Raw genomic sequence first — 25,436 nt, 5'->3', positions numbered from 1 at the left:
TCCAGCGCATCGGCCTGGGAATCTTTGGCCGATTTCCAAATCGGCGAGACGGCTGACCGCCCGTCGCCTCATCGGCCTTTCGACGACCGGCGCGTCGCCGGCCGCCGAAGGAGGTCACATGTCGAGCACCGAAGTTTCAGCGCGCGAGAGAGGCGTGGACGCGGCGGGCGTCCTGGGTTGGACGGCCCGGCTCTGGTTCGTCGTCGCGGCGCTGGGCCAAGCCGCGTTCATCTATTTCATCATCGCGTTCTACGGGACCCGCACGGTGTCCGGACACTTCGCCGCCTGGAACGACAAGCCGCTGATCACCGGCTATGTGGAAGGCGACGCCGCCGGCAACGCGATGTTCGCCGCCCACGTCCTGCTGGCCGCGATCGTGACGCTGGCGGGTCTGGCCCAGCTGGTCCCGGCGCTGCGGCGCGCGGCCCCCGCCCTGCACCGCTGGAGCGGCCGGGTTTTCCTGGCGACCGCCTGCGTCACGGCCGTAAGCGGCTTGTGGATGACGCTGGCGCGCGGGTCCTATTTGTCCCTCGTCTCCGCCGTCGCGATCGGGCTGGACGCCGTCCTTATCCTGGTGTTCGCCGGCCTGGCTTGGCGCGAGGCGCTGGTCCGGCGTTTCGAGCGGCATCGACGCTGGGCCATGCGAACCTTCATGGCGGTCAGCGGCGTGTGGTTCCTGCGTGTCGGCTTGATGGGCTGGATCGTGCTGAACGGCCGTCCCGTCGGCATGACCAGCAAGATGACCGGCCCCGCCGACGTCGTCCTGGCCTTCGGCAGCTACCTGATCCCCCTGGCGATCCTGGAGCTCTACTTCGCCGCCGAACGCAGCGCCAAACCAGCGCCGAAGCTGGCCGCCGCGGGGGTGATCCTCGTCTCGACGGCCTATGTGGCCGCCGGCGTGTTCGGCGCGGTCGCGATGATGTGGGGGCCGTATCTATAGAGGCTTACGGCTTGGCCTCTTCCAGGCCGTCGATCAGCTTCTTCAGGCGCTCGACCTCTTCGGCCTTCAGCGGACGATGCTGGGCGAAGTGGCTGATCAGCGGGGCCAGCTGGCCGTCGAACAGGCGGTCCAGCAGGCCCTGGCTTTCGGCCTGGACATAGGCGCTGCGGTCGACCAGCGGCCGATAGCCGTGGCGGCCCTCGGCGCGCTCGGACTTGATCGCCTTCTTCTTCAGCAGGCGATTGATCAGCGTCTTGACGGTGGCTTCGCCCCAGTTCTGGGCGCCGCCGACCTCAGCGACCAGCTCGTCGGCCGACAGGGGCGCGCGGCGCCAGAGCGCTTCCATGACATGAGCTTCGGCGGCGGTGATGTGCATGGCGCTTACGTCCGTAATTCTCGGCGACGCTATACGCGCTGTCGCTGGTGTCAAGCCGCGGGAAACCCGTACAATCGCGCCGCGACGGGCTTACCCCCTCATTGTCAATGACACCGGTTTCCACTAGAGACTCGGGCAAACCCGCCAAGCCGGGCTTGAGCCGAATTCTAGGGAGGATCCGCGGCGTGACCGTTTCTGAGGCCCAAAGCGAGGCGTTCGCCCCCGCGGCTATCGCTCCCCAGTTCGTCAAGGCCCGCCAGAACGGCGTTTCGGTCCCCGGCTATCCGGGCGACGTGATTCCCCCGACCATGGCCGACGGCTACGCGGTCCAGGACATCGCCATCGATCTGTGGCCCGACGAGCTGGTCGGCTGGAAGGTGGGCCTGGTGCCGCCGCAGCATCGCGAGCGTCTGGGCGCGGAGCGCCTGGCCGGCTGCATCTTCAAGTCCAAGGTTCAAGAGGCCCGCACCGACGGCCAGCCGAACACGTTCCGCGCCATAGAGGGCGGCTTCTGCGCCGTCGAGGCCGAGTTCATCATCCGACTTGGCAAGGACGCCCCGGCCGACAAGATCCAGTGGACCGCTGAGGAGGCCGCCGACTACGTGGGCGAGCTGCTGGTCGGCGTCGAGATCGCCGGCAGTCCGCTGAAGACCATCAACGCCCTGGGCCCCACGGTCGTGGCCTCGGATTTCGGCAATAACGATGGTCAGATCATTGGTCAGGCCATTTCCAACTGGCGCGACATCGCCTGGGAGGATATGCCGGTCGAGACCCTCATCAACGGCAAGTCGGTGGGCAAGGCCACCGCGGCGACCATTCCGGGCTCGCCGCTGGCGGCCCTGGCCTTCCTGCTGGGCGCGGTCGCCGCGCGCGGCAAGCCGTTGAAGAAAGGCATGATCGTCACGACCGGCGCGACCACGGGCATTCACGACGTGGTGGCGGGCGATGTGGCCCACGTCGATTTCGGCCCGTTCGGAACCGTGGACTGCATCGCCGTCCCGGCGAAATAAGAAAACTCTAGGGAAGGAAGGCCAAGGTCCATGGACGTTTCGAAGGCGCCCGAGCCATCCGAGAAGATCGGACGCTATCGCTGGATCGTCGTCAGCCTGCTGTTCGCGGCGATGGTGATCAACTATGTCGATCGCCAGACGATCGGCCTTCTGAAGGCGGACCTCTCCAAGGAGTTCGGCTGGGACGAGACCCACTACGCCGACCTCGTCTTCTACTTCCAGCTGGCCTACGCCGTCGCCTATCTGGCGTGGGGCAAGATCATGGACAAGATCGGGGCCCGCTGGGGCTTCGGCATCGCCTTCCTGATCTGGCAGGTCGCCCACATCGCCCACGCCGGCGCCAGCCACATCACCGGCTTCATCGCCGCGCGCATGGGTCTGGGCATCGGCGAGGCCGGCGGCTTCCCGGGCGGCATCAAGGCCGTGGCCGAGTGGTTCCCCAAGAAGGAGCGCGCCTTCGCCACGGGCCTGTTCAACGCCGGCACCAATATCGGCGCCATCGTCACCCCGTTGGTCGTTCCGGGCATCGTCCTGGCCTTCGGCTGGCAGATGGCCTTCATCGTCACCGGCGTCGCCGGCCTGGTCTGGCTGCCGATCTGGCTGATCGTCTATCGCCGCCCCCGCGAGGCCAAGGGTCTGTCGGCGACCGAACTGGCCCACATCGAGCAGGATCCGGCCGACCCGGTCGAGAAGATCGGCTGGACCAAGCTGCTGACCAAGCGCGAGACCTGGGCCTACGCCCTGGGCAAGTTCCTGATCGACCCGATCTGGTGGATGTTCCTGTTCTGGCTGCCGGACTTCCTGGGCAAGCGCTACGGCCTTGACCTGAAGACCTTCGGCCCGCCGCTGATCGCCATCTACCTGCTGTCGGACGTCGGCAGCGTGGCCGGCGGCTGGATGTCCTCGACCCTGATGAAAAACGGCGCCAGCATCAACAAGGCGCGCAAGCTGACCATGCTGGTCTGCGCCCTGCTGGCCGTGCCGGTGATCTTCGCCTCGTACGCCAGCTCGGTCTGGCTGGCGGTGCTGATCATCGGCGTCGCCACCGCGGCCCACCAGGGCTTCTCGGCCAACCTCTACACCCTGCCCTCGGACGTCTTCCCGCGCGGCGCGGTGGGTTCGGTCGTCGGCATCGGCGGCATGCTGGGCGCGTTCGGCGGCATGGTGTTCTCCAAGTACATCGGCAATGTGCTGGACAGCATCGGCACCTACGCCCCGATCTTCCTGGTGGCCGGCAGCGCCTATCTGATCGCCCTGCTGGTGGTCCACCTGCTGACGCCCAAAATGGAGCCGGTGAAGATCTAGCCGCTTGGCTTCACGCGATCGCGATCCGGGCCGGGGAGCAATCCCCGGCCCTTTTCGTTTACAGCTACGCCATGCCTCACTCGCGCATCCTCAACGTCGCCCTAGTCGGATACGGCTATGTCGGCAGGACCTTCCACGCCCCGCTGATCGCCGCGACGCCGGGCCTGGCCCTGGCGACCGTGGTGTCCAGCGACCCGGCCAAGGTCGCCGCCGATCACCCGGACGTCCGCGTCGTCGACGAGTTGGACGCCGCCCTCGCCGATCCCGCGATCGAGTTGGTGGTCATCGCCACGCCCAACGCCCTCCACGCGCCGCAGGCGATCGCCGCGCTGGAGGCCGGCAAGCACGTCGTGGTCGACAAGCCCTTCGCCCTGAGCGCCGCCGAAGCCCGCGCCATGGCCAACGCCGCCGAGCGCGCTGGAGCCCTGCTGACCGTATTTCACAATCGGCGCTGGGACAGCGATTTCCTCACTCTGCAGCGCTTGATCGCCGAGGGCGTCCTGGGCCAGGTCGTCCAGTACGAGAGCCACTTCGACCGCTTCCGGCCCGTCGTCCGCGACCGCTGGCGCGAACGAGCGGGTCCGGGCGCCGGCGCCTGGATGGACCTGGGGCCGCACCTACTGGACCAGGCGCTCGTGCTGTTCGGCGAGCCGCTGGCGATCTCCGCCGACATCGACGTTCAGCGCCCCGGCGCAGGCGCCGACGACTATTTCCATGTGGTCCTGCGCTACCCAACCCTACGCGCGATCCTGCACGGCAGCCTGCTGACCGCCGCCAGCGACCTGCGCCTCGCCGTCCACGGAACCTCCGGCAGCTTCGTCAAGCACGGCCTCGATCCGCAGGAGGCCCAGCTGAAGGCCGGCATGATCCCGGGCGCGCCAAGCTATGGCCGCGACAGCCGCCACGGCGTGCTGACCACGGTGGAGAACGACGTCCAGGTCCACGCCGACGTCAGCCCGGAACCCGCCGACTACCGCGCCTTCTACGCCGGCGTCCGCGAGGCTATCGTGACGGGGGCCCCCTCGCCGGTTCCGGTGGGGGAGGCCTTGCGGGTGATGGACCTGCTGGAGCTGGCGCGGAAGGCCAGCGATGAGCGGCGGGAACTTGCTCTATAGGATCACCCGTTAAATCCGCCTTCCTGGGCCTTGTGCCCAGGACCCATGGCGCCGCTAGGCTTGGCGTATGCGGATAGAGTGGCGTCAAAGTGGGCGCGCGCTCATCGGAGGCCAAGCGAGTTGACGCATGGGTCCTGGGCACAAGGCCCAGGAAGGCGAAAGATAAAGGGCTAGATCAGGCTGTCGTAGAGATCATCCCAGTACGGATTTTCCCGCTCGATCAGGTTGATCTTCCACTGTCTGGGCCACCGCTTGAGGCTGCGCTCGCGCTGGAAGGCGCTTACCATGTCGTCATGAGGCTCGTACCAGACCAGACGCTTCAGCCCATACTTCTTGGTGAACCCCGGTACCAGGCCTTCGCGGTGCTGCCAGATCCGGCGATTGAGATAGCCCGTCGCCCCAATGTAGAGCGTGCCCAGCCGCTGGCTGGTCATGATGTAGACCGCGACGTAGCGCTCTTCTCGCATGACCGCAGTAGATCGTAAGAACAAACAAAGAACAACATCCACGCGAACGAGGCGGGCGATCTAGCCCCCGCCCCGGAAACCGTCCTAAGCTCGCCCCATGCGCAAAACCCTGCTCACCGCCTCCGCCGCCCTTGCCGCCGCGCTCGTCGCCTGCGGCCCCGCGCCAGCTCAGCCCGGCCAAGCCGGCGCGCCCGTCGAGACCCGCCCCGCCAACGCGCCCGAGCAGAAGCCGGCCTTCGCCAACCAGACCCGCGCGCCGGGCCTGATCTCCAACACCGTCGGCCAGTACCAGACGCTGGCCAGCGGTCTCGACCACCCGTGGGGCATGGCCTTCCTGCCCTCGGGCGAGATCCTGGTCACCGAGCGCGCCGGCCGCCTGCGCGTGCTCTCCAAGGACGGCAAGCTCTCGCCCGCCGTCGCCGGCCTGCCGGCCGTGTTCGCGTCCGGTCAGGGCGGTCTGCTGGACGTGACGCTGGACCCTGCCTACGCGACCAACGGCCTGATCTACTGGAGCTACGCCGAGGCTGACGGCGGCGTGAACGGCACGGCCGTGGCGCGTGGCAAGCTGGTGCTGGGCGCCGCGCCGAAGCTCGAGAACGTCCAGGTCATCTGGCGCCAGGCCCCGAAGATGGACAGCGCCCTGCACTTCGGCGGCCGCTTGGTCTTCGCCCGCGACGGCAAGCTCTTCATCACCACCGGCGAGCGCTCGATCCTGCCCGGCCGCGTCCAGGCCCAGCACCTGGACGCCACCCTGGGCAAGGTCATCCGCATCAACGCCGATGGCTCGATCCCCGCCGACAATCCGTTCGTGAAGACGGCCGGCGCCAAGCCCGACATCTGGTCGCTAGGCCACCGCAACATCCAGGCCGCGGCTCTCGATCCCAGCGGCAAGCTTTGGACGATCGAGCATGGCGCGCGCGGCGGCGACGAACTGAACCATCCAGAGCCCGGCAAGAACTACGGCTGGCCCGTCGTCACCTATGGCGAGGAATATTCCGGCAAGCCCATCCCGGACAGCGTCACCCAGAAGGACGGCTTCGAGCAGCCCGTCTACTACTGGGATCCGGTGATCGCCCCCTCGGGCATGGCCTTCTATGAGGCCAGCCTGTTCCCGGCGCTGAAGGGCAGCCTGCTGATCGGCTCGCTGCGCGAACAGCATGTCGATCGGCTGGTGCTGAAGGACGGCAAGGTCGTCGGCGAAGAGCGCTTGTTCACCGACATCGGCGGCCGCGTCCGCGACGTGAAGGTCGACCCCGACGGCGCGATCTACGTCGTGACCGACGACGACAACGGCAAGGTGATCCGGATCACGCCGAAGGGGTGACGCGAGGCCTCACCCCATCGGCTTGTCCAGCGACGGCGGCGGCTGGCTGAACCAGCGCGGCCCCTGCGCCGTCAGATAGATGCAGTCTTCGAGGCGGACGCCGAACTCGCCGGGGATGTAGATGCCCGGCTCGTCCGAGAAGCACATGCCCGGCGCCAACTTGGTGGTCTCCGACATCACGAAGTTGACCGGCTCGTGGCCGTCCATGCCGATGCCGTGGCCGGTCCGGTGCGACAGGCCCGGCAGCTTGTAGCGCGGGCCCCAGCCCAGGCTCTCGTAGTAGGCCCGGACGGCGCGATCGACCGACCCGGCCTCGACGCCGATCTGGGCGGCCTCGAAGGCCACCTGCTGGCCGCGCTGGACGTCGGTCCACACCTTGCGCTGGCGGGCGGTGGGCTCGCCGAACACGAAGGTGCGCGAAATGTCGGACTCATAGCCGCCGACATTGCAGCCGCAGTCCATCAGCACGACCTGCCCCTCGCTCAGGACCTGGGGCTGACGCGAGCCGTGCGGATAGGCGCTGGCCTCGCCGATCAGGATCAGATTGAAGCTGACCCGTCCGCCCAGCGCCGTGGTCCGCTCGGCCATCAGGGCGGCGATGTCGCGCGGAACCATGCCGGCCCGGACATTGGCGTGAGTATGGCGAAGGGCCGCGACGGTGATGTCCGACGCGACCTGCATCAGGGCGATCTCGGCCGGCGTCTTGATCATCCGGCAGCCGCGGAACACCGCCGCGCCGGGAACGATCTTGGCGTTCGGCAAGGCGCCGGCCAGCCCCTGGACGATGAAATCCCGGATCGTCTCCTCGACGCCGATCTTGCCCGAGGCCAGCTTGCGGTCGGCCAGCAGGCCGGCGGCGATCGCGTAGGGGCTTTCGTCCTCTTCCCAGGTGCGGACCTCGGCCGGAACCGACAGGCTCTGGCGGATCGAGCCTTCCTCGAATTTCGGCATCACCATGCCGACCTGCCCCTCGCGCGGGAGGATCGCCAGGGTCGGCCGTTCGCTGCGGCTCCATTGGGCGCCCGTGAAATAGTCCATCGACGAGCCGGCCTCGGTGATCACGGCCGAAAGACCCAGCTGCGCCATCAGCGCCTGGGCGCGCACGAGCCGGGCCTGGCGCTCGGCGGGGCCGATCAGGGCGAGGCCGTCGGTCAGCTTCTTCACGCCCGCGTCCCGAGCCCAAGCGGGGCCGCCGACGGCAACCGCGCTCGCCGCCGCGCCGGCCAGAAAGCCGCGCCGACCCAGTTTATCCAGAACGCCCATAACGCTTCCCCCCGAAACTCACGAGCCGGCGACGCCGCAGACTCAAGCCTCGAACTTGTCGGCCATCGGCCGGGACACTGACAAGCCTGGCCGCGTATCCAATCGCCCGATGGGCGCGACTGCTCGCTCGACGCGCGTCGAAAGCCCCTCCCCCGTTCGCGAACTCTGGTATCTATCCCGCATGAAGCGCGGACGGAGCATCCTGATCGTGGGCGGCGGGACGGCCGGGTGGCTGACGGCCGCCTATCTGGCCAGGGCCCTGCGGATCTCCGAGCAGGCGCACCTGTCGATCACCGTGCTGGAGTCGCCCGAGATCGGCGCCATCGGCGTCGGCGAAGCCACTTTCCCCACGATCCGCAACACCCTGCAGTTCCTGGGCATCGACGAGGCGCGGTTCATTCGTCAGACCTCGGCGACCTTCAAGCAGGGCATCCGCTTTGTCGACTGGGGCGACGCGCCCAGCGAAGGCCGCCGTCACAGCTTCTTCCACCCGTTCGAGGCGCCGTTCTCGACCGACGGGGTCAGCCTCGCGCCCTACTGGCTGCTGCAGGACCAGGCCTCGCGCGCGCCGTTCGCCGAGGCCGTGACCATCCAGGCCCGCGTCGCCGACGCGGCCCGCGCGCCCAAGCGCCCGCACGAGAGTGATTTTTCGGGCCCGCTGAACTACGCCTACCACTTCGACGCCGCCAAGCTGGCCGAGGTGCTGGCCGAGCGCGCCCGGGAGCTGGGCGTGCGCCACCTGCAGGGCCATGTCGGCGAGACCGTGCTGGACGAGACCGGCGCCATCGCCCGCATCGTCTCGCCCGAGCACGGCGGCCTGACCGCCGACCTCTATATCGACTGCAGCGGCTTCCGGGCCGAGCTGATCGGCAAGGCGCTGAGCGCGCCGTTCAAGTCTGCACGCCCGGTGCTGTTCGCCGATCGGGCCGTGGCCTGCCGCGCGCCCTACGCGCGTCCCGACGCGCCGATCCAGAGCTATACCGTCGCCACGGCCCACGAGGCCGGCTGGCTCTGGGACATCGGCCTGTCCGGCGCGCGCGGGGTGGGCTGTGTCTATTCCAGCGACCACATCGACGACGACCGGGCCGAGGCCATCCTGCGCGACTATGTCGGCGCCGAAGTCGAGACTCGCCGCATCGCCTTCGAGGCCGGCTATCGCGAGAAGCAGTGGATCGACAACTGCGTGGCCGTGGGCCTGTCGGCCGGCTTCCTGGAGCCGCTGGAGTCGACCGGCGTCGTGCTGATCGAGGCGGCCGTGGCGATGATCGCCGAGCTTTTCCCGCACACCGGGCCGGTCAGCGCCCCGGCTCGTCGCTTCAACGAGCTGATGGCCGCGCGCTACGAGAACATCATCGTCTTCCTGAAGCTGCACTACGCGCTCAGCCGCCGGCCCGAGCGGTTCTGGCGCGAGAACACCGACCCGGCGACCATTCCCGAGCGCCTTCAGGACCTTCTCGAACAATGGCGGCACCGGCCGCCGGCGCGGTTCGACTTCATCCTGGATCTCGAGACCTTCGCCTTCTTCAACTACCAGTACATCCTGTACGGCATGGGCTTCGAAACCGATCTGGCGGACGGCGCGGACGAGTTCCCGGACGCGGCCGGCGCAGCCAAGCTGTTCGCCAAGATCCGCGGCTTCGCCGATCGCGCGACCCAGGACCTGCCCAACCACCGCGACCTGATCGCCCAGATCAACCGCTTCGGCTTCGAAGAGCGCGTATTGGCTTAGCGGGGATCGCTTACGGCTCCGTCGGCGTTGTGGGGGACGACACACCCAAGCTTCGGAGCCCTCCCATGACCCACCGCCTTCTCCTTCCCCTGACGCTCGCCTTCGCCGTGGCGGGCCTGGCCGCCTGCGACAAGGAGGCCGGCCGCAAGCAGGAGACCGTCGGCAAGGTCGAGGCCGGCGCCGGCAAGATCGTCGGCGACAAGGACCTCAAGGCCGAAGGCAAGAAGGACCAGGTCGCCGGCAATGTGAAACAGGGCGAGCTGAAGGACGCCGTGAAGGAAGCGAAGAAGTAGCGTGGAGCCTTAGGCCCCCACGCCTTCCGGGACCGCGCCCAGCTCGCCGCTGGCGCGGGCCTTCTTGCCGTAGACGACCTCGAACAGCGGGCTCGCCATCACCGTGGTGACGATGGCCATCAGCACCAGCATCGAGAACAGGGTCGGGCCGATGATGCCCTTCTGCAGGCCGATGTTGATGATGATCAGCTCCATCAGGCCACGCGAGTTCATCAGGGCGCCGATGCCCATGGCCGTGGCGTGGTTCTCGCCGGTCAGGCGGGCGGCGGCGTAGCAGGCGCCCCACTTGGCCAGCACCGAGGCGACCAGGATCCCGAGCGCGATCAGCAGCAGCTCCAGCGAGTTGACCATGTCCATCCGGGTGTTCAGGCCCGAATAGGTGAAGAACATCGGCAGCAGCAGCACGACCGCGATCGGCTCGACCTTCTTCTTCAGCTCCTCGACGAACAGGCCGCGCGGCATGAAGACCCCCAGCAGGAAGCCGCCGAAGATGGCGTGGATACCGACGGCGTCCATCAGGAAGGCCGAGAGACAGAAGGCCATCAGGGTCAGGGCCATGACGGTCAGGCTCATCTCGCCGTCGCGCTCGACCATGCGGCCCAGCGGCGCGAGGATCCGCTTGCCGAACAGCGCCATGAAGACGACGTAGGTCAGGCCGCCGCCGATCGCCAGCACCGCCAAGCCCGGCCCGCCGCCGAACGTCGCCAGCACCAGGGCCAGCACGCACCACGAGACCGCGTCGTCGAAGGCGCCCGCCGTCAGCGACAGCGTGCCCAGCGAGGTCTTGGCCAGGCCGCGCTCGTTGATGATCCGGGCCAGCATCGGGAAGGCCGTCAGAGCGATGCAGGCGCCCATGAACAGGGTGGCGTTGGCCTGGCTGATGGTCGGGGCGAACAGTCCCGGGACCTTCAGCAGGAACGGCGTGATGATCGCGGCGATCACGAACGGCGCGGCGATGCCGGCGAACGAGACGCTCATCGCGCTCCTGGCCTTGGACTTGAAGTGCCCCGCCTGGAAGCTGGTGCCGACCATGAACATGTAGAGGCCGACGCCCAGCTGCGCCCCGACATAGAGGACGTTCTTGGTCTCCTTGGGGAACAGGGCCGCCTGGAAGTCCGGAAACAGCAGGCCCAGCAGCGACGGGCCCAGGATGACGCCGGCGATCATCTCGCCCACGACCTGCGGCTGGGCCAAGAGTTTCTTGCCCAGCCAACCGACGACGCGGCAGGCCAACAGGATCACCGCCAGCTGCAGGAAGAAGTGGATGGAAAAGTCGTTCGGGGCGTAGCTGTGCGGCGCGGCCGCCGTGGCCGGACCGTGCGGCGACAGGATCTCGGACGCTGTCTTCAGCGTGTCGGCAAGTAGGTCTGACACAGTTTAGGCCCCCTAATGGATCGTCTTGGCTTTGCGCCTTGTCGCCATGCCGACCAGAGAACCGCCGCCCGCGCAATCCCCGGATCGCGTTTTTGACGCGCGCGTCAGCAGATTGTTTTTGCTGGCGAATTTTCTGTTGCTGGAACAGCACTATGTAGTAACGTACCTACAGACAGCCCTGTCATTTCCAGCCTAGCGAGCGCGCGATGAAGGTCCTCACCAGCCGCGAGTTCAATCAGGACGTCAGCCAGGCCAAGCGCGCCGCCCGACTCGAGCCGGTGTTCGTCACCGACCGCGGCAAGCCCACCCACGTGCTGATGAGCATCGAGACCTATCGCCGGCTCAGCGGCCAGACCGAAACGATCGTCGACCTGCTGGCCATGCCGGCGCCCCTGCCCGCCCTGGACCTCAAAGCCGCCCGCGAAACCTGGGAGCGCTGATGCACCTCCTGGACACCGAGGTCGTCTACGCCTTGCGCGAGGCCAAGAGCGGCCGGGCCGACGCGGCGCTGACCGCCTGGGCGTCCGGCGCGGCGCGGGCCAGCCTGTTCGTCTCGGCCCTGACCCTGCTGGAACTGGAGACCGCGGTCGCCCGCGCCGAGCGCAAGGACAAGGCGCAGGGCGCGGCGCTGCGCGACTGGCTGGACAACCGGGTCGCCCGCGCCTTCGAGGGACGCATCCTGCCGATCGACGCCGCCGTGGTCCGCCGCCGCGCCAGCGTGCCGCTGACCGACGGCCGAGACGCCCTACTGGCCGCCACCGCGCTCGAACACGGCATGACCCTGGCGACCCGCGACGCGGCGGCCTTCGCCAAGATCCCACGCCTGAAGCTGTTCAATCCGTGGACCTACAAGCCGGAGGTCGTCGACGAGGACGAGGACTGGGGCCAGGCCGCCAAGGCCGGCGCCCAGTGGCTGCGCAACATCTTCGTGCGGGGGTGAGGCCTACTGGATTCCCGAGGTGTCGCCCGCCGCCGCCACGATCGCCGTGAACGGCGCCAGCGGCGCCTGGACCTGAACCGGCGGCGCGGCCGGCGCGGCGGCGACAAGAACCGGGACGGGCTCGGCGGCGACCATCGGCGGCTTCGGCGCGGCCTTGGCCGAGACGTAGACCGTGCGATTGCCCTGGCAGGTCCCGGCGTTCATCAGGCCCTTCAGATAGCCGCGCCGCACGAAGCCGGCCTTGATCGCCTCGCGCACCTGCTGATCGTGCCGCTCCGCGCCCGTCAGGCGACGGACCCAGCCCCGCATCGGGATCACGTCGGTAATGGTGCTGGCCACGACGCTGAGAACCGGCCGGGAGACGCTTTCGTCGTCATTGTCGTCCTTGGGGTCGTCGTAGTCGTCGCCGAGGACCGCGTCGAGCTGCTCGATCTCGGCCTTCAGCGGCGCGCAGCCCGTCTTGGGCGGCGCGTAGGGATCGACCACCGCCTTCTTCAGCAGGTCCGGAATCTCGGAGCGAACGACATTGATGTCGCGCAATGGCGCGACCACCGCCGAGCCCAGATTATCGGAATTGGCCTCGGCCGAGGTCTGGGGAACCTTGGCCTTTTGCTCTTTGCCCGCCAGCGCCGTGTCGGCCGCCCCCATCCCCACGCACAGCGCCAGCACGGCCGCGCCGCAGCGGCGCGCGACGCCGACGGAGGGCTTTTGAACTGGCGACGACATCCTCTTGACCTCGCAAGGTTGATCCACGCCGGTTCAACCCCGGAACGGCCTCGCTCGTTCCGTCGCGCGCGCCTTCGTGATCCTAGATCCGGGGCAGCCCGTCCATGATCGCCGTCAGGGCCAGCACCGTCTGGCCCTCCATGGCGCTATGGCCGGCGTCGGTGATCACATAGGTCGCCGGCGGAGTCCCCGCCCTCTCCAGCGCCTCGACCAGGCGCGAGGCCTGGGTGAGCGGGCAGACCTGATCAAAGCGACCGTGGACGATGTGCACCGGCGCGTCCTTCAGCGCCCCGACGCCGTTCGTGATCTCGTCGGGTTTCAGGAACAGGTCATTGGCGAAGAAGTGGGCCTCGATCTGGGCGAAGCTCAGCGCGAACTCGGCCTCGCCGAACTTGCCGGGGTCGCTGGCGGCCGGGATCATGTTCGAGATCGTCCCCTCCCAGACCGACCAAGCCAGGGCCGCCTGCAGCTGGCGCTGGCGCTCGGGTTCGGTGGTCGGAACGCTGTCGAAGATCGCCTTGTAGGCGCCCATCATGTCGTCGCGCAGCTCGGCCGGAACGACCTCGACGAAGGCCTTCCATTCATCGGGATAGGCGATGTAGGCGCCCGGCTCGGTCAGGCCGTAGGGCGCCTCGGCGAAGGTCGCCGCGTTGCCCTGGTACATGTAGAGCAGGTCCTCCTTGGACCCCAGGAAGATGCCGCGCAGGATCAGCGAGGCGACCTTGTCCGGATTGCGGATCGCGTAGACCAGGGCCAGCGTGCTGCCCCAGCTGCCGCCGAAGACGTGCATCTTGCCGGTGATCCCCAGCGCGTCGCGCAGGGCGTTGATGTCGGCGACCAGATAGTCCGTCGTGTTGTGCGCCAGCGCCTTCTCCGGGCCGTCCGCCGCGACCGTGGGACGGCTCTTCCCGCAGCCGCGCTGGTCGAACAGGATCACGCGGTAGCGGTCGGGATCGAAGAAGCGCGACATCACCGGCGCGCAGGCCCCGCCCGGTCCGCCGTGCAGGAACATCACCGGCTCGCCGTCGGCGCGGCCGTATTCCTCCCAATAGAGCTCGTGGTCCGGCGCGGTGTCGACCCGCAGCCAGCCGGTGCGCAGCGGCGCGCCCTGCGGATAGGTCCACTCGGTGGTCACCTTGCTGGTCGTGCGAAGCCGCGAGAAGTCCATGGTCGAATCCTGTCGAAAGGGGCGGCGCACTCTCGCGCTGAATGTGGGCCGCCTCTAGGCCCTTTGCTCATTTCTCTCGTCATCCCGGAAGCCTCGACGAGGCTATCCGGGACCCAGGGGTGACGAGGCGCGGCGCGCACCGCCCCTGGGTCCCGGCTCTCCGCTGCGCTGCGGCCGGGATGACGAGGTTGTGTTGGACTTTTCAGCGGTGCTGAACGAGACAACTAGCGCCGCCCACAGGACACAAACGCCCATGACCGTCGACATCGAAGACCGTTACGCCGCCGCCGCCTTCCGCCGCCTGGTCGAGCATCTTCAAATGCGCGCCGACGCTCAGAACATCGACCTGATGGGTCTGGCCGGCTTCTGCCGCAATTGCCTGGGCGACTGGGTCAGCGAGGCTTCGGACGGCGCGCTCAGCAAGGAGGCCGCCCGCGCGGCGGTCCATGGCATGCCCGCCGCCGAGTGGAAGGCCAAGCATCAGGCGCCCGCCACGCCCGAGCAGCTGGCGCGAATGGAAGAGAGCCTGGCGCTGAACGCCAAGCTGCGCGGCGAACGCCCGTAAAGGAACGGGCGTGGACTCCCTCTCTCTTTGAGAGAGGGAGGGGCCCGCGCCGTCAGGCGTGGGAGGGTGAGAGGTTACGGGGCAAGCCGTAAATCCTCAGCCTGTTCAGACCCTTCCGCTCCCTGCCTTGTCCGGAAAGGGCGAAACCTCTCACCCTCCCATGCTGCGCATGGGCCCCTCCCTCTCTCCAAGAGAGAGGGATGTTCACGAGCGCTCCCGCGATGTCATCCTCCCCTCCCAAACCGGCCTTATCCTGTTCTCACTTCGAAGCACTGGGGAGGGCGCGCGGCCAGCGACCTTCGCGGCTTCGGGGGGCGGTCGAGCGGGGCAGGTTCGAGGGGGATACTCGAACGGTCCGGGGATCTGGTTGCTGGCCAGACCCGCCCGCCGTCGGCGTGGTTGGAGGCAAGAGGATGTGTCTTAGCCTGTAGTGGCTCGTCCTCTCCGACCGCCGGGCTTCGAGGAAACTCGCAAGCTCGGGTCCCGGTAAGGCCTGAACAGGGCCACCTGACGGGAGGCTGGCGGATAACGATCGCGCGGAGCGTCGGTCTTCGTCGAAACGGTAACAACACAACAGAACTCCGGACGAAGGTCCGGCGCTCCGCATCCCTCCCCAAGCTTCGACGCTGGAGCGCCGAGCAGGCTTCCGCGCGCCCTCCCCCTTGATGGGGGAGGGTTGGGTGGGGGTGACAACGGCGGTCGATACCGGCTCGGCGACCAGCTCAGCAGATCACCCCCATCCCCGGCCCTTCCCCCATGAAGGGGGAAGGGGGCCTAAAAGGAGCTCCCCCATGCCCTCCCCTCGCAAACCCCGGCGCAAAGGCGCCTCCCGTTCGGCCCGGCGTCGCCGGCATGAACAAGCCTGGCTCACCCGGAAGCTTCAGGAACGCTTCCTGCGGTTCGCCGAGATCCTCGCGGAGAAGGAACGTAATGAGGCGGACGAATACAGGCCGCCCTACGTCAAAGAAAAAGTCCCCGGCCTTGCGACCGAGGACTTCTCCTTGTTCTTCAGGGAACGAGAGACGCTTAGCGGATGACCCGCGCGCCCTTGCCCTTCATCACGGCCTCGACCTCGGCCGCGCGCACCATCGAGGTGTCGCCCGGGGTGGTCATGGCGAGCGCCCCGTGAGCCGCGCCGTACTCGACGGCGGCCTGCGGGCCCTTGCCTTCCATGAAGCCGTAGGCCAGGCCCGACGCGAAGCCGTCGCCGCCGCCGACGCGGTCATAGATTTCCAGGTTCTCGCGCATCATCGAGGCGTAGAACTGGCCGCCGGCGTACAGGATCGCCGACCAGTCATTGACCGAGGCGGTCTTGGCGTTACGCAGCGTGGTCGCGGCGACCTTGAAGTTCGGGAACTCCTTCACGGCCGTCTCGATCATCTTCTTGAAGTTGGCCGGGTCGATCGAGCTGATGTGCTCGTCCAGGCCTTCCACTTCGAAGCCGAGGCAGGCGGTGAAGTCTTCCTCGTTGCCGATCATCACGTCGACGTACTTGGCGATGTGGCGGTTGATCTTCTGGGCGCCTTCCTTGCCGCCCTGAGACTTCCACAAGCTGGCGCGGTAGTTCAGGTCGTAGGAGACGATCGTGCCGTACTTGCGGGCCACTTCCACGGCCTCGATCACGGCTTCGGCGGTGTTGCTGGCCAGGGCCGCGAAGATGCCGCCGGTGTGGAACCAGCGCACGCCTTCCTCGCCGAACAGCTTTTCCCAGTTCACTTCACCCGGGCGGATCTGCGAGGCGGCCGAGTGACCACGGTCCGAGCAGCCCAGGGCCGGACGGACGCCGAAGCCCTTTTCGGTGAAGTTCAGGCCGACGCGGGTGTTGCGGCCCAGGCCGTCGAACTCACGCCAAATGACGTGGGACATGTCCACGCCGCCTTGCATGATCAGGTCCTCGACCAGCCAGCCCAGATCGTTGTTCGGCAGGGCCGTCACGACGGTCGAGCGCTTGCCCCAGCACTTCCGGAACGCGCGGGCGACGTTGTACTCGCCGCCGCCTTCCCAGACGTTGAACTGGCGGGCGTTGCGGACCCGGCCGAAGCCCGGGTCGAAACGCAGCATCACTTCGCCGAAGCTGGCGCAGTCCCACTTCGTTTCCGAAGCCGGGCGGATGTTCAGGATGTTGTCGGTCATTTGGTCTTAGGCCTTCCCACGAACCTTCTTGATCAGATCGACGGTCTCGCGGACCTTCTTGGAGATGCCCGCGTAGTCCTTGGCGTCCAGCAGCTCTTGCGTGATCAGCTTGGAGCCCATGCCGGCGGCGACGATGCCCGCGCCGAACCACTTCTTCACCGAGGCCTCGTCCGGATCGACGCCGCCCGTCGGCATGATGCGGGTCCAGGGCATCGGGCCCAGCACCGCCTTGACGAAGTCGGGGCCGCCGACCGACGAACCCGGGAACACCTTGACGATCTCGCAGCCCAGTTCCTCGGCGTACGAGATTTCCGAGGCCGAGCCGCAGCCCGGCGAATACGGGATCTTGCGACGGTTGCAGACCTTGGCGACGTCGGCGTTCAGGATCGGGCCGACGACGAACTTGGCGCCGTTCGCGATGTAGATGCCGGCGGTCGGGGCGTCGACGATCGAGCCCACGCCCATGATCACGCGCGGATCGGCCTTATCGAAGTAGCGGGTGACTTCGTAGAAGACGTGGCTGGCGAAATCGCCGCGGTTGGTGAATTCGATGCAGGGCGCGCCGCCGTCGGCGCAGGCCTGGATCACGTTCTTACAGACCTCGATGTCGGGGTGGTAGAACACCGGGATCACGCCCTGGTCCATCAGGGCGGTCAGCACCGCCATACGGTCTTTCACCATCTCAAACTCCTTCCCGAAGGCTCGTTCTTGCGCGGCGCGCCGGAAAGACGGCCGCGTGAGCAAAATTTCGCCGATGCCGGCTCAGGCCGTTCCCTTAGACCGCGTTGCGGACAGGCGCCACAACTGGCTTGCCGCTACGTCAAACTAAAAGGCGGAACGCGGGGCCGAGCCGCCGGGCTCGCGATCCGCGTGAAAGACACTGGTCCTCGTTTCCTTCCCCAAACCTTTTGCCGCGCCTCCCCTCACCCGACCGCCGACGCAAAAGTGAGGGCGCCGGCATGACCCGACGCCCCGGAGTTTGCGCAGGAGCGAGCTCAAAGAGCCGCAAACGAGACGGACCGACCACGACGTCGAGCCGAAACGTGATGACACCGGTGTCACTCGAGAGGAGGGAAAGTGGCCAGGCCACTTAGCCACCGGTGTCATGCGCAGATAAACAGAAAGCGACGGGGAGCGCAAGCGGCGCGAGCCTCGGTTTTGGAGATAGACAACCGATTGAAAACGAAAGGCTTTGCAGGAATGAAAGAACGACGTTTAACAAACCGGTCTCCCCGGCGAATGCCGGGGCCCAGATTCAGCCTGAACGGCTTGGGATGACGCGCCTTCCGCCCTCATCGGTCCCGCTGGGTCAGCGGGCTCGACCTGGACCCCGGCATTCGCCGGGGAGGTCGGATGACAAGGAGGCTCACCCCGTATTGCGCAAACCGGCGGCGATGCCGGCGACGGTCAGCTGGATCGCCAGCCGCAGCTCATCGTCCTGGTCCCCCGCCCGGCGCCGCGACAGCAGCTCCAGCTGCAGATGGTTCAGCGGATCGACGACGCGGCCCGCCAGGGCGACGGATTCGGCGAGGTCGGGCTGGTTGTCGAGCAGGCTGGTCCCGCCGCGAATGGCTAGGGCCAGTTCGGCCGCCCGCTCGTGCTCGCGCCGGATCGTCGCGAAGATGCGCTGGGCGCTCTCCTTATCCGGCGACAGCGCGACGTAGCGCGAGGCGATCGGCATGTGGCTCTGGGCCAGGGCCAGCTCCATGTTCGACAGCAGGGAGGCGAAGAAGTCGAAGTTGCCGGCCAGGTCGCGCAGCTGCTCGACCGAGAGGCCCGCCCGGTCGACGCCCGAGGCGAAGCCGTACCAGCCGGGCAGCATGAAGCGAGCCTGGGACCAGCTGAACACCCACGGGATGGCCCGCAGGTCCTCGATCTTGCGGCTGGCGGTCCGGCTGGCCGGACGGCTGCCGATGTTGAGGCCGACGATCTCGCTGATCGGGGTGACCGACCAGAAGAAGTCCTCGAAGGCCGGATCGTCGTACACCAGGGCGCGGAAGCCGTGGAACGAGGCGTCGGCCAGGGCCGTCATCGCCGCGTCGATCTTCGGGTCGGGCGCGTGGACCGGACGGTCGCTGGCGATCAGCACGGCGGCGGCCAGGCCGTCGAGATTGCGGCGCGCGGTGGGCTGGTCGCCGAAGCGGCGGGCGATCATCTCGCCCTGCTCGGTCATCCGGATGCGGCCTTGGACGGTGCCGGCCGGCTGGGCCAGCACGGCCTCGGCGGCCGGTCCCCCGCCCCGCCCGACGCTGCCGCCCCGACCGTGGAACAGCTGCAAGCCGACGCCCATCCGGTCGGCCTCGCGGGCCAGGGCCGAGGCCCCGACCGCGACGCCCCGCCGGCTGGCGACATAGCCGCCGTCCTTATTGCTGTCGGAGTAGCCGAGCATGATCTCCTGCACCGGTCGATCGCCCAGGATCGAGCGGGCCAGCGGAAGCTCCAGCCACTGGCGCAGGACGGCGGGACCGTTCTCGAGGTCGCCGATGGTCTCGAACAGCGGCGCGACCTTGACCGAGGCGCGCGGCGCCGCGCCGCCCCAGACCAGGCCCACCTGCTTCAGCAGCACCAGCGGCTCGAGGATGTCGGACAGGGTCGCCGACTTCGAGATGATGTAGGCCCCCAGGCACCCGTGGCCGTAGTCGCGCACCGCCTGGGCGGCGGCGGTCATGGTCGCCAGCTCCTTGGTCGTCTCCTCGCTGTACTCGGTGAACGGCGAGACCAGCGGCCGCTGGTGCGACAGCTCCTCGATCAGCAGCTTGCAGCGTGCGTCCTCGTCGAGCTTCAGATAGGCGACCCCGGAGCCGGCGCGCTCGTAGAGTTCGTGGATCGTCCGCTCATGGACGTCGGCGTTCTGGCGCAGGTCCAGGCTCATCAGGTGGAAGCCGCAGGCCTTGGCCACCTCGACCAGCGTGCGCAGGGCCGAGCCGACCAGGCGCTCGCCACCATTGCGTTCGAGGCTCTCGATGATCACCGACAGGTCGGCGATGAAGGCGTCCGGATGGCCGTAGGGCTCGACGCTGGTGACGCCCGTGGCGAAGGCCACGGGCTGGCCGGTCAGCTTCTGCGAGACGGCGGTCAGGCGGTCGAAGATCAACTCCAGGGCCAGGCGATAGGGCTCGTCCAGGCGGTGGACCGAGGGATCGCGGGTCTGGGCGGCCAGGGCCAGCAGCTCCTCCGACACCGGCGCATAGGCGGTCGAGACGGCGAGGTTGGACCACAGCTTGCGGACCTCGCCGGCGTACCAGTCGAGGATCACGCGCGACTGGCTGGCGAAGGCCAGCTTCAGCGTCTCGCCATTGACGCCCGGATGGCCGTCGCGGTCGCCGCCCAGCCACGAGCCCAGCTTCAGCAGTGGCGCGAGATGGCCGTGCTGGCCGATCTTGCCGGTCCAGTCGCCATAGAGGTCGATGATCGCCGGCAGGATCGAGGTGCGGACGATCGAGAGCGCGTTGCGGATCTCGTCCTTCACCGTGATCCGCTCGGGCCGGTAAAGGCGCGTTCGCCACATCAGGGCGATCTCGCGGAACAGGCTCTCGCGGATCTCGGCGTCCAGATCCGGCGGCAGGTGGTGGCGGCGCAGGGCCATCAGACGCGAGATCTCGGTCTCGCGGTCGACCATGCTGCGGCGGCGCACCTCGGTCGGGTGGGCGGTCAGCACCGGCACGACGTTCATCGCGCCGAAGGTCCGTGCCAGATCCTCGTCGGTCTTGCCCTGGGCCTTCAGCAGCTTGACGGCGTCGACCAGGGTGCGGGGACGGGCGTCGCCCGGCTGGGCGTCGGCCTCGGCGTGTCGACGGCGGCCGGCGACGTCCTCGCCGATATTGGCCAGCAGCGAGTGGCTGGCGAAGGCGCGGGCCAGAAACACGGCCTGATCCTTCGAAAGGTCGGAGAACAGGTGATCCAGCACCGGGGCGTCGCCGTTGGCGACATCCTCGTGCGAGGCGACCTTGCGGGCCCGGGCCACCAGGGCGGCGGCCTCCTCGCCTTCCAGATAGGCGATCGCCTCGACCAGCAAGTCGCTCAGCAGATTGGCGTTCTTGCGGACGTGGTGGCTGGTCGGACGATCGACGTCGATCGACAGGGCCGGGTTGCGCATGCGCGGACTCCGAGGACCCCGAGCGGCGGGATCCCATGCAGACAGAAGGTTCGAGGGCGCGTCGCGGCGGGGAGACTTGACGCCAGGGCGCCCTCTAGCCTTGTTCACCAGACGAGAAAACCCGCTCGGCACGATGGTTGCGCTACCATCGACCGATTGCGTGCTTTTATTTCGTCAGCGAGCCAGCCAGCCGCCATCCACGGGCAGAGTAATCCCCTGGACGTAGTCCGAAGCCGACGAGGCCAGGAACACGGCGGCGCCGCCGATGTCCTCGGGACGGCCCCAGCGACCGGCCGGGATGCGCGCCAGGATGGCCGCGTTGCGGTCGGCGTCGTTGCGCAGGGCCTCGGTGTTATTGGTGTCGAAATAGCCCGGCGCGATGGCGTTGACGTTGATCCCCTTGGTCGCCCACTCGTTGGCGAGGATCTTGGTCAGGCCGGCCAGACCCGACTTCGCGGCGGTGTACGACGGCACGCGAATGCCGCCCTGGAAGGACAGCAGCGAGGCGATGTTGATCACCTTGCCGCCACCCTGCTTCAGCGCCTGCTTGGCGAAGGCCTGGGTCAGGAAGAAGACGACCTTCAGATTGGTGTCCATCACCGCGTCCCAGTCGGCCTCGCTGAACTCGATCGAGTCCGCGCGGCGGATGATGCCGGCGTTATTGACCAGGATGTCGGCCTTGCCGAAGGCGGCGACGGTCTCGTCGACCACGCGCTGGACGGGCTCGGTCGAGCCGAAGTCGGCCTTGATCGACAGGAACTTGCGGCCGAGAGCCTCGACGGCCTTCTGGGTTTCGGTCGGCTCGCTGCGGCCCGCGGCGGCGATGTCCGCGCCGGCGGCGGCCAGGGCGATGGCGATCCCCTGCCCGATCCCGGTGTTGGCGCCGGTGACGAGCGCGACCTTGCCTTCGAGGCTGAACGGATTGGCCATTGTCAGTTCCTGTCCAAAATGAGTGTCATCCCGGACGACCTGAAAGGTCGATCCGGGACCCAGGGGCCAGCGGCAAGGCGGCCGCCCCTGGGTCCCGGCTCTACGCTGCGCTCCGGCCGGGATGACACCGGAGCCCGGTGGCCAAAGCCCCTACTTCAGCTGGCAGATGTCCAGCACGTTCATGTCGGTGTAGTCGAGGTTCTCGCCGCCCATCGCCCAGATGAAGGTGTAGTTGGCGGTGCCCGAGCCCATGTGGATCGACCACGGCGGGCTCATCACGGCTTCCTCGTTGGCGATCACGATGTGACGCATCTCGTCCGGCTCGCCCATGTAGTGGAAGACCCGATCGTTCTCGCCGAGGCCGAAGTAGAAATAGGCTTCCGAGCGGCGGTCGTGCAGGTGGGGCGGCATGGTGTTCCAGACGCTGCCCGGCTTCAGCACGGTCATGCCCAGCAGCAGCTGGGCCGACTTGCAGGTGGTCGGCACGATGTACTGGTAGATCGTGCGCTCGTTGCTGGTCTCCAGCGCGCCGCGCTCCAGCGGAATGGCGTCGGCGAAGGCCAGCTTCTTGGTCTCGAACGCGGCGTGGGCCGGCAGGCTGACCAGGTAGAAGCGCGCGGCGCCGTCGACGCCTTCGAACGTGACCTCCTTGGCGCCCATAGTCACGTACAGGCCGTCACGCGGCACGATCTCGTAGGCGACGCCGTCGACGGTGATCTTGCCGGTGGTCTCGCCGACATTGATCACGCCCAGTTCGCGACGTTCCAGGAACGGGTGGCCGGCGGCCGAGGCGGGCTCGGTCTGGTCGGGCAGCTTGATCGGGCTGGTCGCCACGACGCCGCCGACGACGAAGCGTTCGGCGTGGTTGTAGGTCAAGACGATCTGGCCGTCCTGGAACAGGCCCTGCATCAGGTAGCGGTCGCGCAGGTCATCGTTGCTGACCGCGAACATCATGTCCGGATGAGTGGCGTGATAGGTCTTGGCGAACATCGGGGAGTCTCCGGAAAGGGTGTTCTATTCGGCGGCGGCGCGCAGCGCGGCGGGACGGGCCCAGTCCGGACGCTGGTCGAGTTTGTAGGCCTTCTTAGGCAGGTTGTACGTCAGATCGACGATCAGCTCCTCGGCCTCGACCAGGTCCATCCGGTGCTCGGCGACCATGCGGGCCAGGAAGGCGCTGTCGACGCGGCGGGCCACGTCGTGACGGGCTGGGATCGACAGGAAGGCGCGGGTGTCGTCGTTGAAGCCGACGGTGTTGTAGAAGCCGGCGGTCTCGGTGACCTGCTCGCGGAAGCGCATCATGCCTTCCGGGCTGTCGTGGAACCACCAGGACGGGCCCAGCTTCAGCACCGGATAGTGGCCGGCCAGCGGGGCCAGTTCGCGGCTGTAGGTCGTCTCGTCCAGCGTGAACAGGATGATCGACAGGCGCGGATCGTTGCCCAGGCGGGTCAGCAGCGGCTTCAGCGCATCCACGTACTCGGTGCGCATCGGGATGTCGGCGCCCTTGTCGCGGCCGTGCGAATTCAGAAGGCCGACATTGTGGTTCCGGTGCGAACCGGGGTGGATCTGCATGACCAGCCCGTCGTCCAGGCTCATCTTGGCCATCTCGGTGAGCATCTGGGCGCGGAACAGCTCGGCCTTCGCCGGCGTCACATTGCCCTTCACCAGATCGGCAAACAGCGCCTCGGCCTCGACGTCGCTCAGGTCGGCCGTGGCGGCGGTCGGGTGGCCGTGGTCGGACGACGTGGCGCCGGCCTCGATGAAGGCCTGGCGGCGCAGCCGGTGGGCTTCGAGATAGGACTTCCAGCTATAGACGTCCTGGCCGGACACCTCGCCGAAGCGCTCGAAGGCGCGCGGCGAGCGCTCATCCTCGAAGTCGATCACCGCGTCGGGGCGGTAGGCGGTGATGACGTGGCCGCCCCACCCGCTCTCGCGGATCGCCTTGTGGTGCGCGAGACTCTCGTGCGGCCCTTCGGTGGTCGCCAGGGTCTCGATGTTGAAGCGATCGAACAGGGCGCGCGGACGGTAGGCCTCGGTCGCCAGCGCCTCGGTGATGCGGTCGTAATAGGCGTCCGAGTTCGAGGCTTCGAGGAACTCGGTGAAGCCGAACACCTTGCTGAACACGTGGTTCAGCCACACCCACGAGGGCGTGCCCCGGAACAGGTGGAAGTTGCTGGCGAACACGCGCCAGGCCTCGCGCGGGTCGGTGTCGGGAACGCCGGCCTTCGAGCGCACCTTCAGCGCGTCGAGCTGGATGCCCTGGCTGTAGAGCATCCGGAACAGGTAGTGGTCCGGCGCCAGCAGCAGATCGGTGGCGTCCTGGAACGGCGCGTTGGTCGCGAACCAGCTGGGGTCGGTGTGGCCGTGCGGGCTGATGATCGGCAGGTTCTTGACCAGGCCGTACAGGCCGCGGGCGTAGGACCGGGTGGTCGGATCGGCCGGAAACAGCCGGTCATCATGGAAATTCAGAGGCCTGGGCATGGCTTAAGGTCTGCTCCCTATCTGACCGGCGACTTCGCGACGAGCCGCTTCGGCCCGCTTGGTAACCGGTGTCATGTCACGATGCAAGCCGGAGGCGGCCGCGAGCATTCACGCCGGAACCGGGCCCGAGGACTCGCGCACCACCAAGCTTGGCTCCGTTGTCGTAAGGTCGCGCGGCTCAGGCCGTTCGACGCCGAGCAGCTTCTCGGCGGCCATGCGGCCGATCTCGCGCGTCGGCGTGCGCACCGTGGTCAGCGGCGGCCACACCGCCTGGGCGATCTGGAAGTCGTCAAAGCCGACGACGGTGACGTCTTGCGGCACCGAAAGACCTGCCTTGCGGGCAGATTGCAGCACGCCCGCTGCCATTTCGTCGTTGCCGCAGAAGATCGCGGTCGGACGCGGGTTGCGCGCCAGAAGAATGTCTCCGCAAGCCACGCCGGACTCGAAGGTGTAGCCGCCTTGGACGATGTCCTCCGGCGCCAGCTTCAGCCCCGCCTCGGCCAGGGCGTCTTCGAAGCCCCCTCGCCGCTCGTGCGACGAGCGGAAGGTGGCGGGACCCGAGATGAAGGCGATCCGGCGGTGCCCAAGCGACAGGATGTGCCGCGCGGCCTGGGCCCCGCCCAGCCGGTCGTGACCAACGATCATGTGCTCGGGCTTGTCCAGCTCGACCGAGGCAATGCGAATGTAGGCGCAGCCGATCTCGTTGAGCAGCTTGGCGACCCGATCGTCCTCGGAGACCGACGGCGGCAGCACCACGCCGAACAGCTTCTGGCGCTCCACAAAGGCCCGAATATCGGCCAGGAAGGTCGGACTGGAGCGGTCGCAAGGGTGCACCACCAGCTCGAAGCCGGACCCGCGCAAGCCGTCCAGCAGGCCAAGCTGCATGTTCACGACGTACTGCGGATTGGGGTTGTCGTAGATCATGCCGATCAGGAACGATCGGCGGAACGCCAAGCCCCTCGCCTGCGGATCGGGCGCATAGCCCCACTCGGCGATGACCGCCTCGATCCGCTCGCGCGTCTCGTCGCGAACGAACGGCGACTGGTTGATGACGCGCGAGACGGTCTTCTTCGAAACGCCGGCCAGACGCGCGATATCGTTGATCGTCGCCCGGCGGCGTCCGCCCTCGACGCCGGTCTCGCTTTCTTCCGGATTCGAGGAAGGCGTATTCGAAGCAGTCACGGCGTTCCCAGCGGCATTGTTT

The 25,436-nt window shown here is 67.8% G+C and carries 24 protein-coding genes and 3 pseudogenes; 13 read left to right on the top strand and 14 right to left on the bottom strand.

The window, feature by feature from the left end; genetic code table 11:
• Nucleotides 1-118: 118 nt before the first annotated feature.
• A complete protein-coding gene (locus Q0379_RS05730) occupies nucleotides 119-940 on the top strand; it encodes a DUF2306 domain-containing protein (RefSeq protein ID WP_299005513.1) in 822 nt (273 codons plus the stop codon).
• Nucleotides 941-944: 4 nt separating this feature from the next.
• On the opposite strand, the gene Q0379_RS05725 is transcribed toward Q0379_RS05730, so the two are convergent.
• Nucleotides 945-1,316: a BlaI/MecI/CopY family transcriptional regulator gene (locus Q0379_RS05725; protein ID WP_066680601.1), complete on the bottom strand. Its 372-nt coding sequence runs from the start codon at nucleotides 1,314-1,316 to the stop codon at nucleotides 945-947.
• Nucleotides 1,317-1,501: 185 nt separating this feature from the next.
• Here Q0379_RS05725 and Q0379_RS05720 point away from each other — a divergent pair, with 185 nt between their 5' ends.
• From Q0379_RS05720 to Q0379_RS05710, 3 genes are all read left to right on the top strand, one after another.
• Complete coding sequence (locus tag Q0379_RS05720; RefSeq protein WP_299005509.1) at nucleotides 1,502-2,326, top strand: fumarylacetoacetate hydrolase family protein; 825 nt, start codon at nucleotides 1,502-1,504, stop codon at nucleotides 2,324-2,326.
• Between the two features lie 30 nt (nucleotides 2,327-2,356).
• On the top strand, nucleotides 2,357-3,631 hold the full coding sequence (locus tag Q0379_RS05715) for an MFS transporter (RefSeq protein WP_299005506.1): 1,275 nt from the start codon (nucleotides 2,357-2,359) through the stop codon (nucleotides 3,629-3,631).
• A 71-nt stretch (nucleotides 3,632-3,702) separates the two neighbouring features.
• Nucleotides 3,703-4,746, top strand: a complete 1,044-nt coding sequence (locus Q0379_RS05710) for an oxidoreductase (protein WP_299005502.1) — start codon at nucleotides 3,703-3,705, stop codon at nucleotides 4,744-4,746.
• 170 nt (nucleotides 4,747-4,916) lie between these two features.
• Here Q0379_RS05710 and Q0379_RS05705 read toward each other — a convergent pair whose 3' ends face one another.
• On the bottom strand, nucleotides 4,917-5,213 hold the full coding sequence (locus Q0379_RS05705) for a GIY-YIG nuclease family protein (RefSeq protein WP_299005499.1): 297 nt from the start codon (nucleotides 5,211-5,213) through the stop codon (nucleotides 4,917-4,919).
• Nucleotides 5,214-5,310: 97 nt separating this feature from the next.
• On the opposite strand from Q0379_RS05705, the gene Q0379_RS05700 reads away from it, so the two are divergent.
• A complete protein-coding gene (locus Q0379_RS05700) occupies nucleotides 5,311-6,537 on the top strand; it encodes a PQQ-dependent sugar dehydrogenase (protein ID WP_299005496.1) in 1,227 nt (408 codons plus the stop codon).
• A gap of 9 nt (nucleotides 6,538-6,546) precedes the next feature.
• Here Q0379_RS05700 and Q0379_RS05695 read toward each other — a convergent pair whose 3' ends face one another.
• Nucleotides 6,547-7,800, bottom strand: a complete 1,254-nt coding sequence (locus Q0379_RS05695) for a Xaa-Pro peptidase family protein (RefSeq protein ID WP_299005493.1) — start codon at nucleotides 7,798-7,800, stop codon at nucleotides 6,547-6,549.
• 181 nt (nucleotides 7,801-7,981) lie between these two features.
• Here Q0379_RS05695 and Q0379_RS05690 point away from each other — a divergent pair, with 181 nt between their 5' ends.
• Together Q0379_RS05690 and Q0379_RS05685 are read left to right on the top strand one after the other, a co-directional pair.
• Nucleotides 7,982-9,529, top strand: coding sequence for a tryptophan halogenase family protein (locus Q0379_RS05690; RefSeq protein ID WP_299005490.1), 1,548 nt, complete (start codon nucleotides 7,982-7,984; stop codon nucleotides 9,527-9,529).
• A 65-nt stretch (nucleotides 9,530-9,594) separates the two neighbouring features.
• The gene (locus tag Q0379_RS05685) at nucleotides 9,595-9,822 is read left to right on the top strand and encodes a CsbD family protein (protein ID WP_299005485.1); all 228 of its coding nucleotides are present in this window, start codon (nucleotides 9,595-9,597) and stop codon (nucleotides 9,820-9,822) included.
• Between the two features lie 9 nt (nucleotides 9,823-9,831).
• Here the strand turns inward: Q0379_RS05685 and Q0379_RS05680 are convergent, their stop codons facing one another.
• Nucleotides 9,832-11,196 carry a cation:proton antiporter gene (locus tag Q0379_RS05680; protein ID WP_299005482.1) on the bottom strand — a complete coding sequence of 455 codons (1,365 nt, stop codon included), beginning with the start codon at nucleotides 11,194-11,196 and terminating at the stop codon, nucleotides 9,832-9,834.
• 206 nt (nucleotides 11,197-11,402) lie between these two features.
• On the opposite strand from Q0379_RS05680, the gene Q0379_RS05675 reads away from it, so the two are divergent.
• Entirely contained in the window at nucleotides 11,403-11,636 is a 234-nt protein-coding gene (locus tag Q0379_RS05675; protein WP_299005479.1) for a type II toxin-antitoxin system Phd/YefM family antitoxin, read from the top strand.
• Nucleotides 11,636-12,136: a PIN domain-containing protein gene (locus tag Q0379_RS05670; protein WP_299005477.1), complete on the top strand. Its 501-nt coding sequence runs from the start codon at nucleotides 11,636-11,638 to the stop codon at nucleotides 12,134-12,136. The genes Q0379_RS05675 and Q0379_RS05670 overlap by 1 nt, the downstream gene beginning before the upstream one ends.
• Nucleotides 12,137-12,139: 3 nt before the next feature.
• Here Q0379_RS05670 and Q0379_RS05665 read toward each other — a convergent pair whose 3' ends face one another.
• The 3 genes and pseudogenes from Q0379_RS05665 to Q0379_RS05655 form a co-directional block, all read right to left on the bottom strand.
• Nucleotides 12,140-12,862, bottom strand: a complete 723-nt coding sequence (locus Q0379_RS05665) for a hypothetical protein (protein ID WP_299005475.1) — start codon at nucleotides 12,860-12,862, stop codon at nucleotides 12,140-12,142.
• A gap of 82 nt (nucleotides 12,863-12,944) precedes the next feature.
• A complete protein-coding gene (gene pip, locus Q0379_RS05660; protein WP_299005472.1) occupies nucleotides 12,945-14,030 on the bottom strand; it encodes a prolyl aminopeptidase in 1,086 nt (361 codons plus the stop codon).
• Between the two features lie 105 nt (nucleotides 14,031-14,135).
• Nucleotides 14,136-14,212, bottom strand: a pseudogene (locus tag Q0379_RS05655) (hypothetical protein); the annotation flags it as partial.
• 71 nt (nucleotides 14,213-14,283) lie between these two features.
• On the opposite strand from Q0379_RS05655, the gene Q0379_RS05650 reads away from it, so the two are divergent.
• From Q0379_RS05650 to Q0379_RS05640, 3 genes and pseudogenes are all read left to right on the top strand, one after another.
• A complete protein-coding gene (locus tag Q0379_RS05650; RefSeq protein ID WP_299005469.1) occupies nucleotides 14,284-14,595 on the top strand; it encodes a DUF1244 domain-containing protein in 312 nt (103 codons plus the stop codon).
• 250 nt (nucleotides 14,596-14,845) lie between these two features.
• Nucleotides 14,846-14,994, top strand: a pseudogene (locus Q0379_RS05645) (hypothetical protein); the annotation flags it as partial.
• Nucleotides 14,995-15,386: 392 nt separating this feature from the next.
• On the top strand, nucleotides 15,387-15,632 hold the full coding sequence (locus tag Q0379_RS05640) for a hypothetical protein (RefSeq protein ID WP_299005466.1): 246 nt from the start codon (nucleotides 15,387-15,389) through the stop codon (nucleotides 15,630-15,632).
• Here Q0379_RS05640 and Q0379_RS05635 read toward each other — a convergent pair.
• From Q0379_RS05635 to kduD, 4 genes are all read right to left on the bottom strand, one after another.
• Complete coding sequence (locus tag Q0379_RS05635; protein ID WP_099538940.1) at nucleotides 15,622-16,728, bottom strand: sugar kinase; 1,107 nt, start codon at nucleotides 16,726-16,728, stop codon at nucleotides 15,622-15,624. The genes Q0379_RS05640 and Q0379_RS05635 overlap by 11 nt on opposite strands.
• A 6-nt stretch (nucleotides 16,729-16,734) precedes the next feature.
• Nucleotides 16,735-17,409, bottom strand: coding sequence for a bifunctional 4-hydroxy-2-oxoglutarate aldolase/2-dehydro-3-deoxy-phosphogluconate aldolase (locus Q0379_RS05630; protein WP_299005460.1), 675 nt, complete (start codon nucleotides 17,407-17,409; stop codon nucleotides 16,735-16,737).
• Nucleotides 17,410-18,094: 685 nt separating this feature from the next.
• Nucleotides 18,095-20,824: a phosphoenolpyruvate carboxylase gene (ppc, locus tag Q0379_RS05625; RefSeq protein ID WP_299005458.1), complete on the bottom strand. Its 2,730-nt coding sequence runs from the start codon at nucleotides 20,822-20,824 to the stop codon at nucleotides 18,095-18,097.
• Nucleotides 20,825-20,998: 174 nt separating this feature from the next.
• Nucleotides 20,999-21,754, bottom strand: a complete 756-nt coding sequence (gene kduD / locus Q0379_RS05620; protein ID WP_299005454.1) for a 2-dehydro-3-deoxy-D-gluconate 5-dehydrogenase KduD — start codon at nucleotides 21,752-21,754, stop codon at nucleotides 20,999-21,001.
• Nucleotides 21,755-21,776: 22 nt separating this feature from the next.
• Here kduD and Q0379_RS05615 point away from each other — a divergent pair.
• Nucleotides 21,777-21,857 (top strand): annotated as a pseudogene (locus Q0379_RS05615) (hypothetical protein); the annotation flags it as partial.
• Between the two features lie 47 nt (nucleotides 21,858-21,904).
• On the opposite strand, the gene kduI reads toward Q0379_RS05615, so the two are convergent.
• The 3 genes from kduI to Q0379_RS05600 all read right to left on the bottom strand — a co-directional run bounded on the left by kduI (nucleotide 21,905) and on the right by Q0379_RS05600 (nucleotide 25,414).
• The gene (gene kduI / locus Q0379_RS05610; RefSeq protein WP_299005451.1) at nucleotides 21,905-22,744 is read right to left on the bottom strand and encodes a 5-dehydro-4-deoxy-D-glucuronate isomerase; all 840 of its coding nucleotides are present in this window, start codon (nucleotides 22,742-22,744) and stop codon (nucleotides 21,905-21,907) included.
• Between the two features lie 24 nt (nucleotides 22,745-22,768).
• Nucleotides 22,769-24,232: a glucuronate isomerase gene (gene uxaC, locus Q0379_RS05605; protein ID WP_299005448.1), complete on the bottom strand. Its 1,464-nt coding sequence runs from the start codon at nucleotides 24,230-24,232 to the stop codon at nucleotides 22,769-22,771.
• Nucleotides 24,233-24,340: 108 nt separating this feature from the next.
• Complete coding sequence (locus tag Q0379_RS05600; RefSeq protein WP_299005445.1) at nucleotides 24,341-25,414, bottom strand: LacI family DNA-binding transcriptional regulator; 1,074 nt, start codon at nucleotides 25,412-25,414, stop codon at nucleotides 24,341-24,343.
• Between the last annotated feature and the right edge of the window lie 22 nt (nucleotides 25,415-25,436).

The organism is uncultured Caulobacter sp. (assembly GCF_937900395.1).
Lineage (GTDB): Bacteria > Pseudomonadota > Alphaproteobacteria > Caulobacterales > Caulobacteraceae > Caulobacter.
Note: the sequence above shows the minus strand (reverse complement) of the source record. Positions and strands in the feature narration are given on the sequence as shown.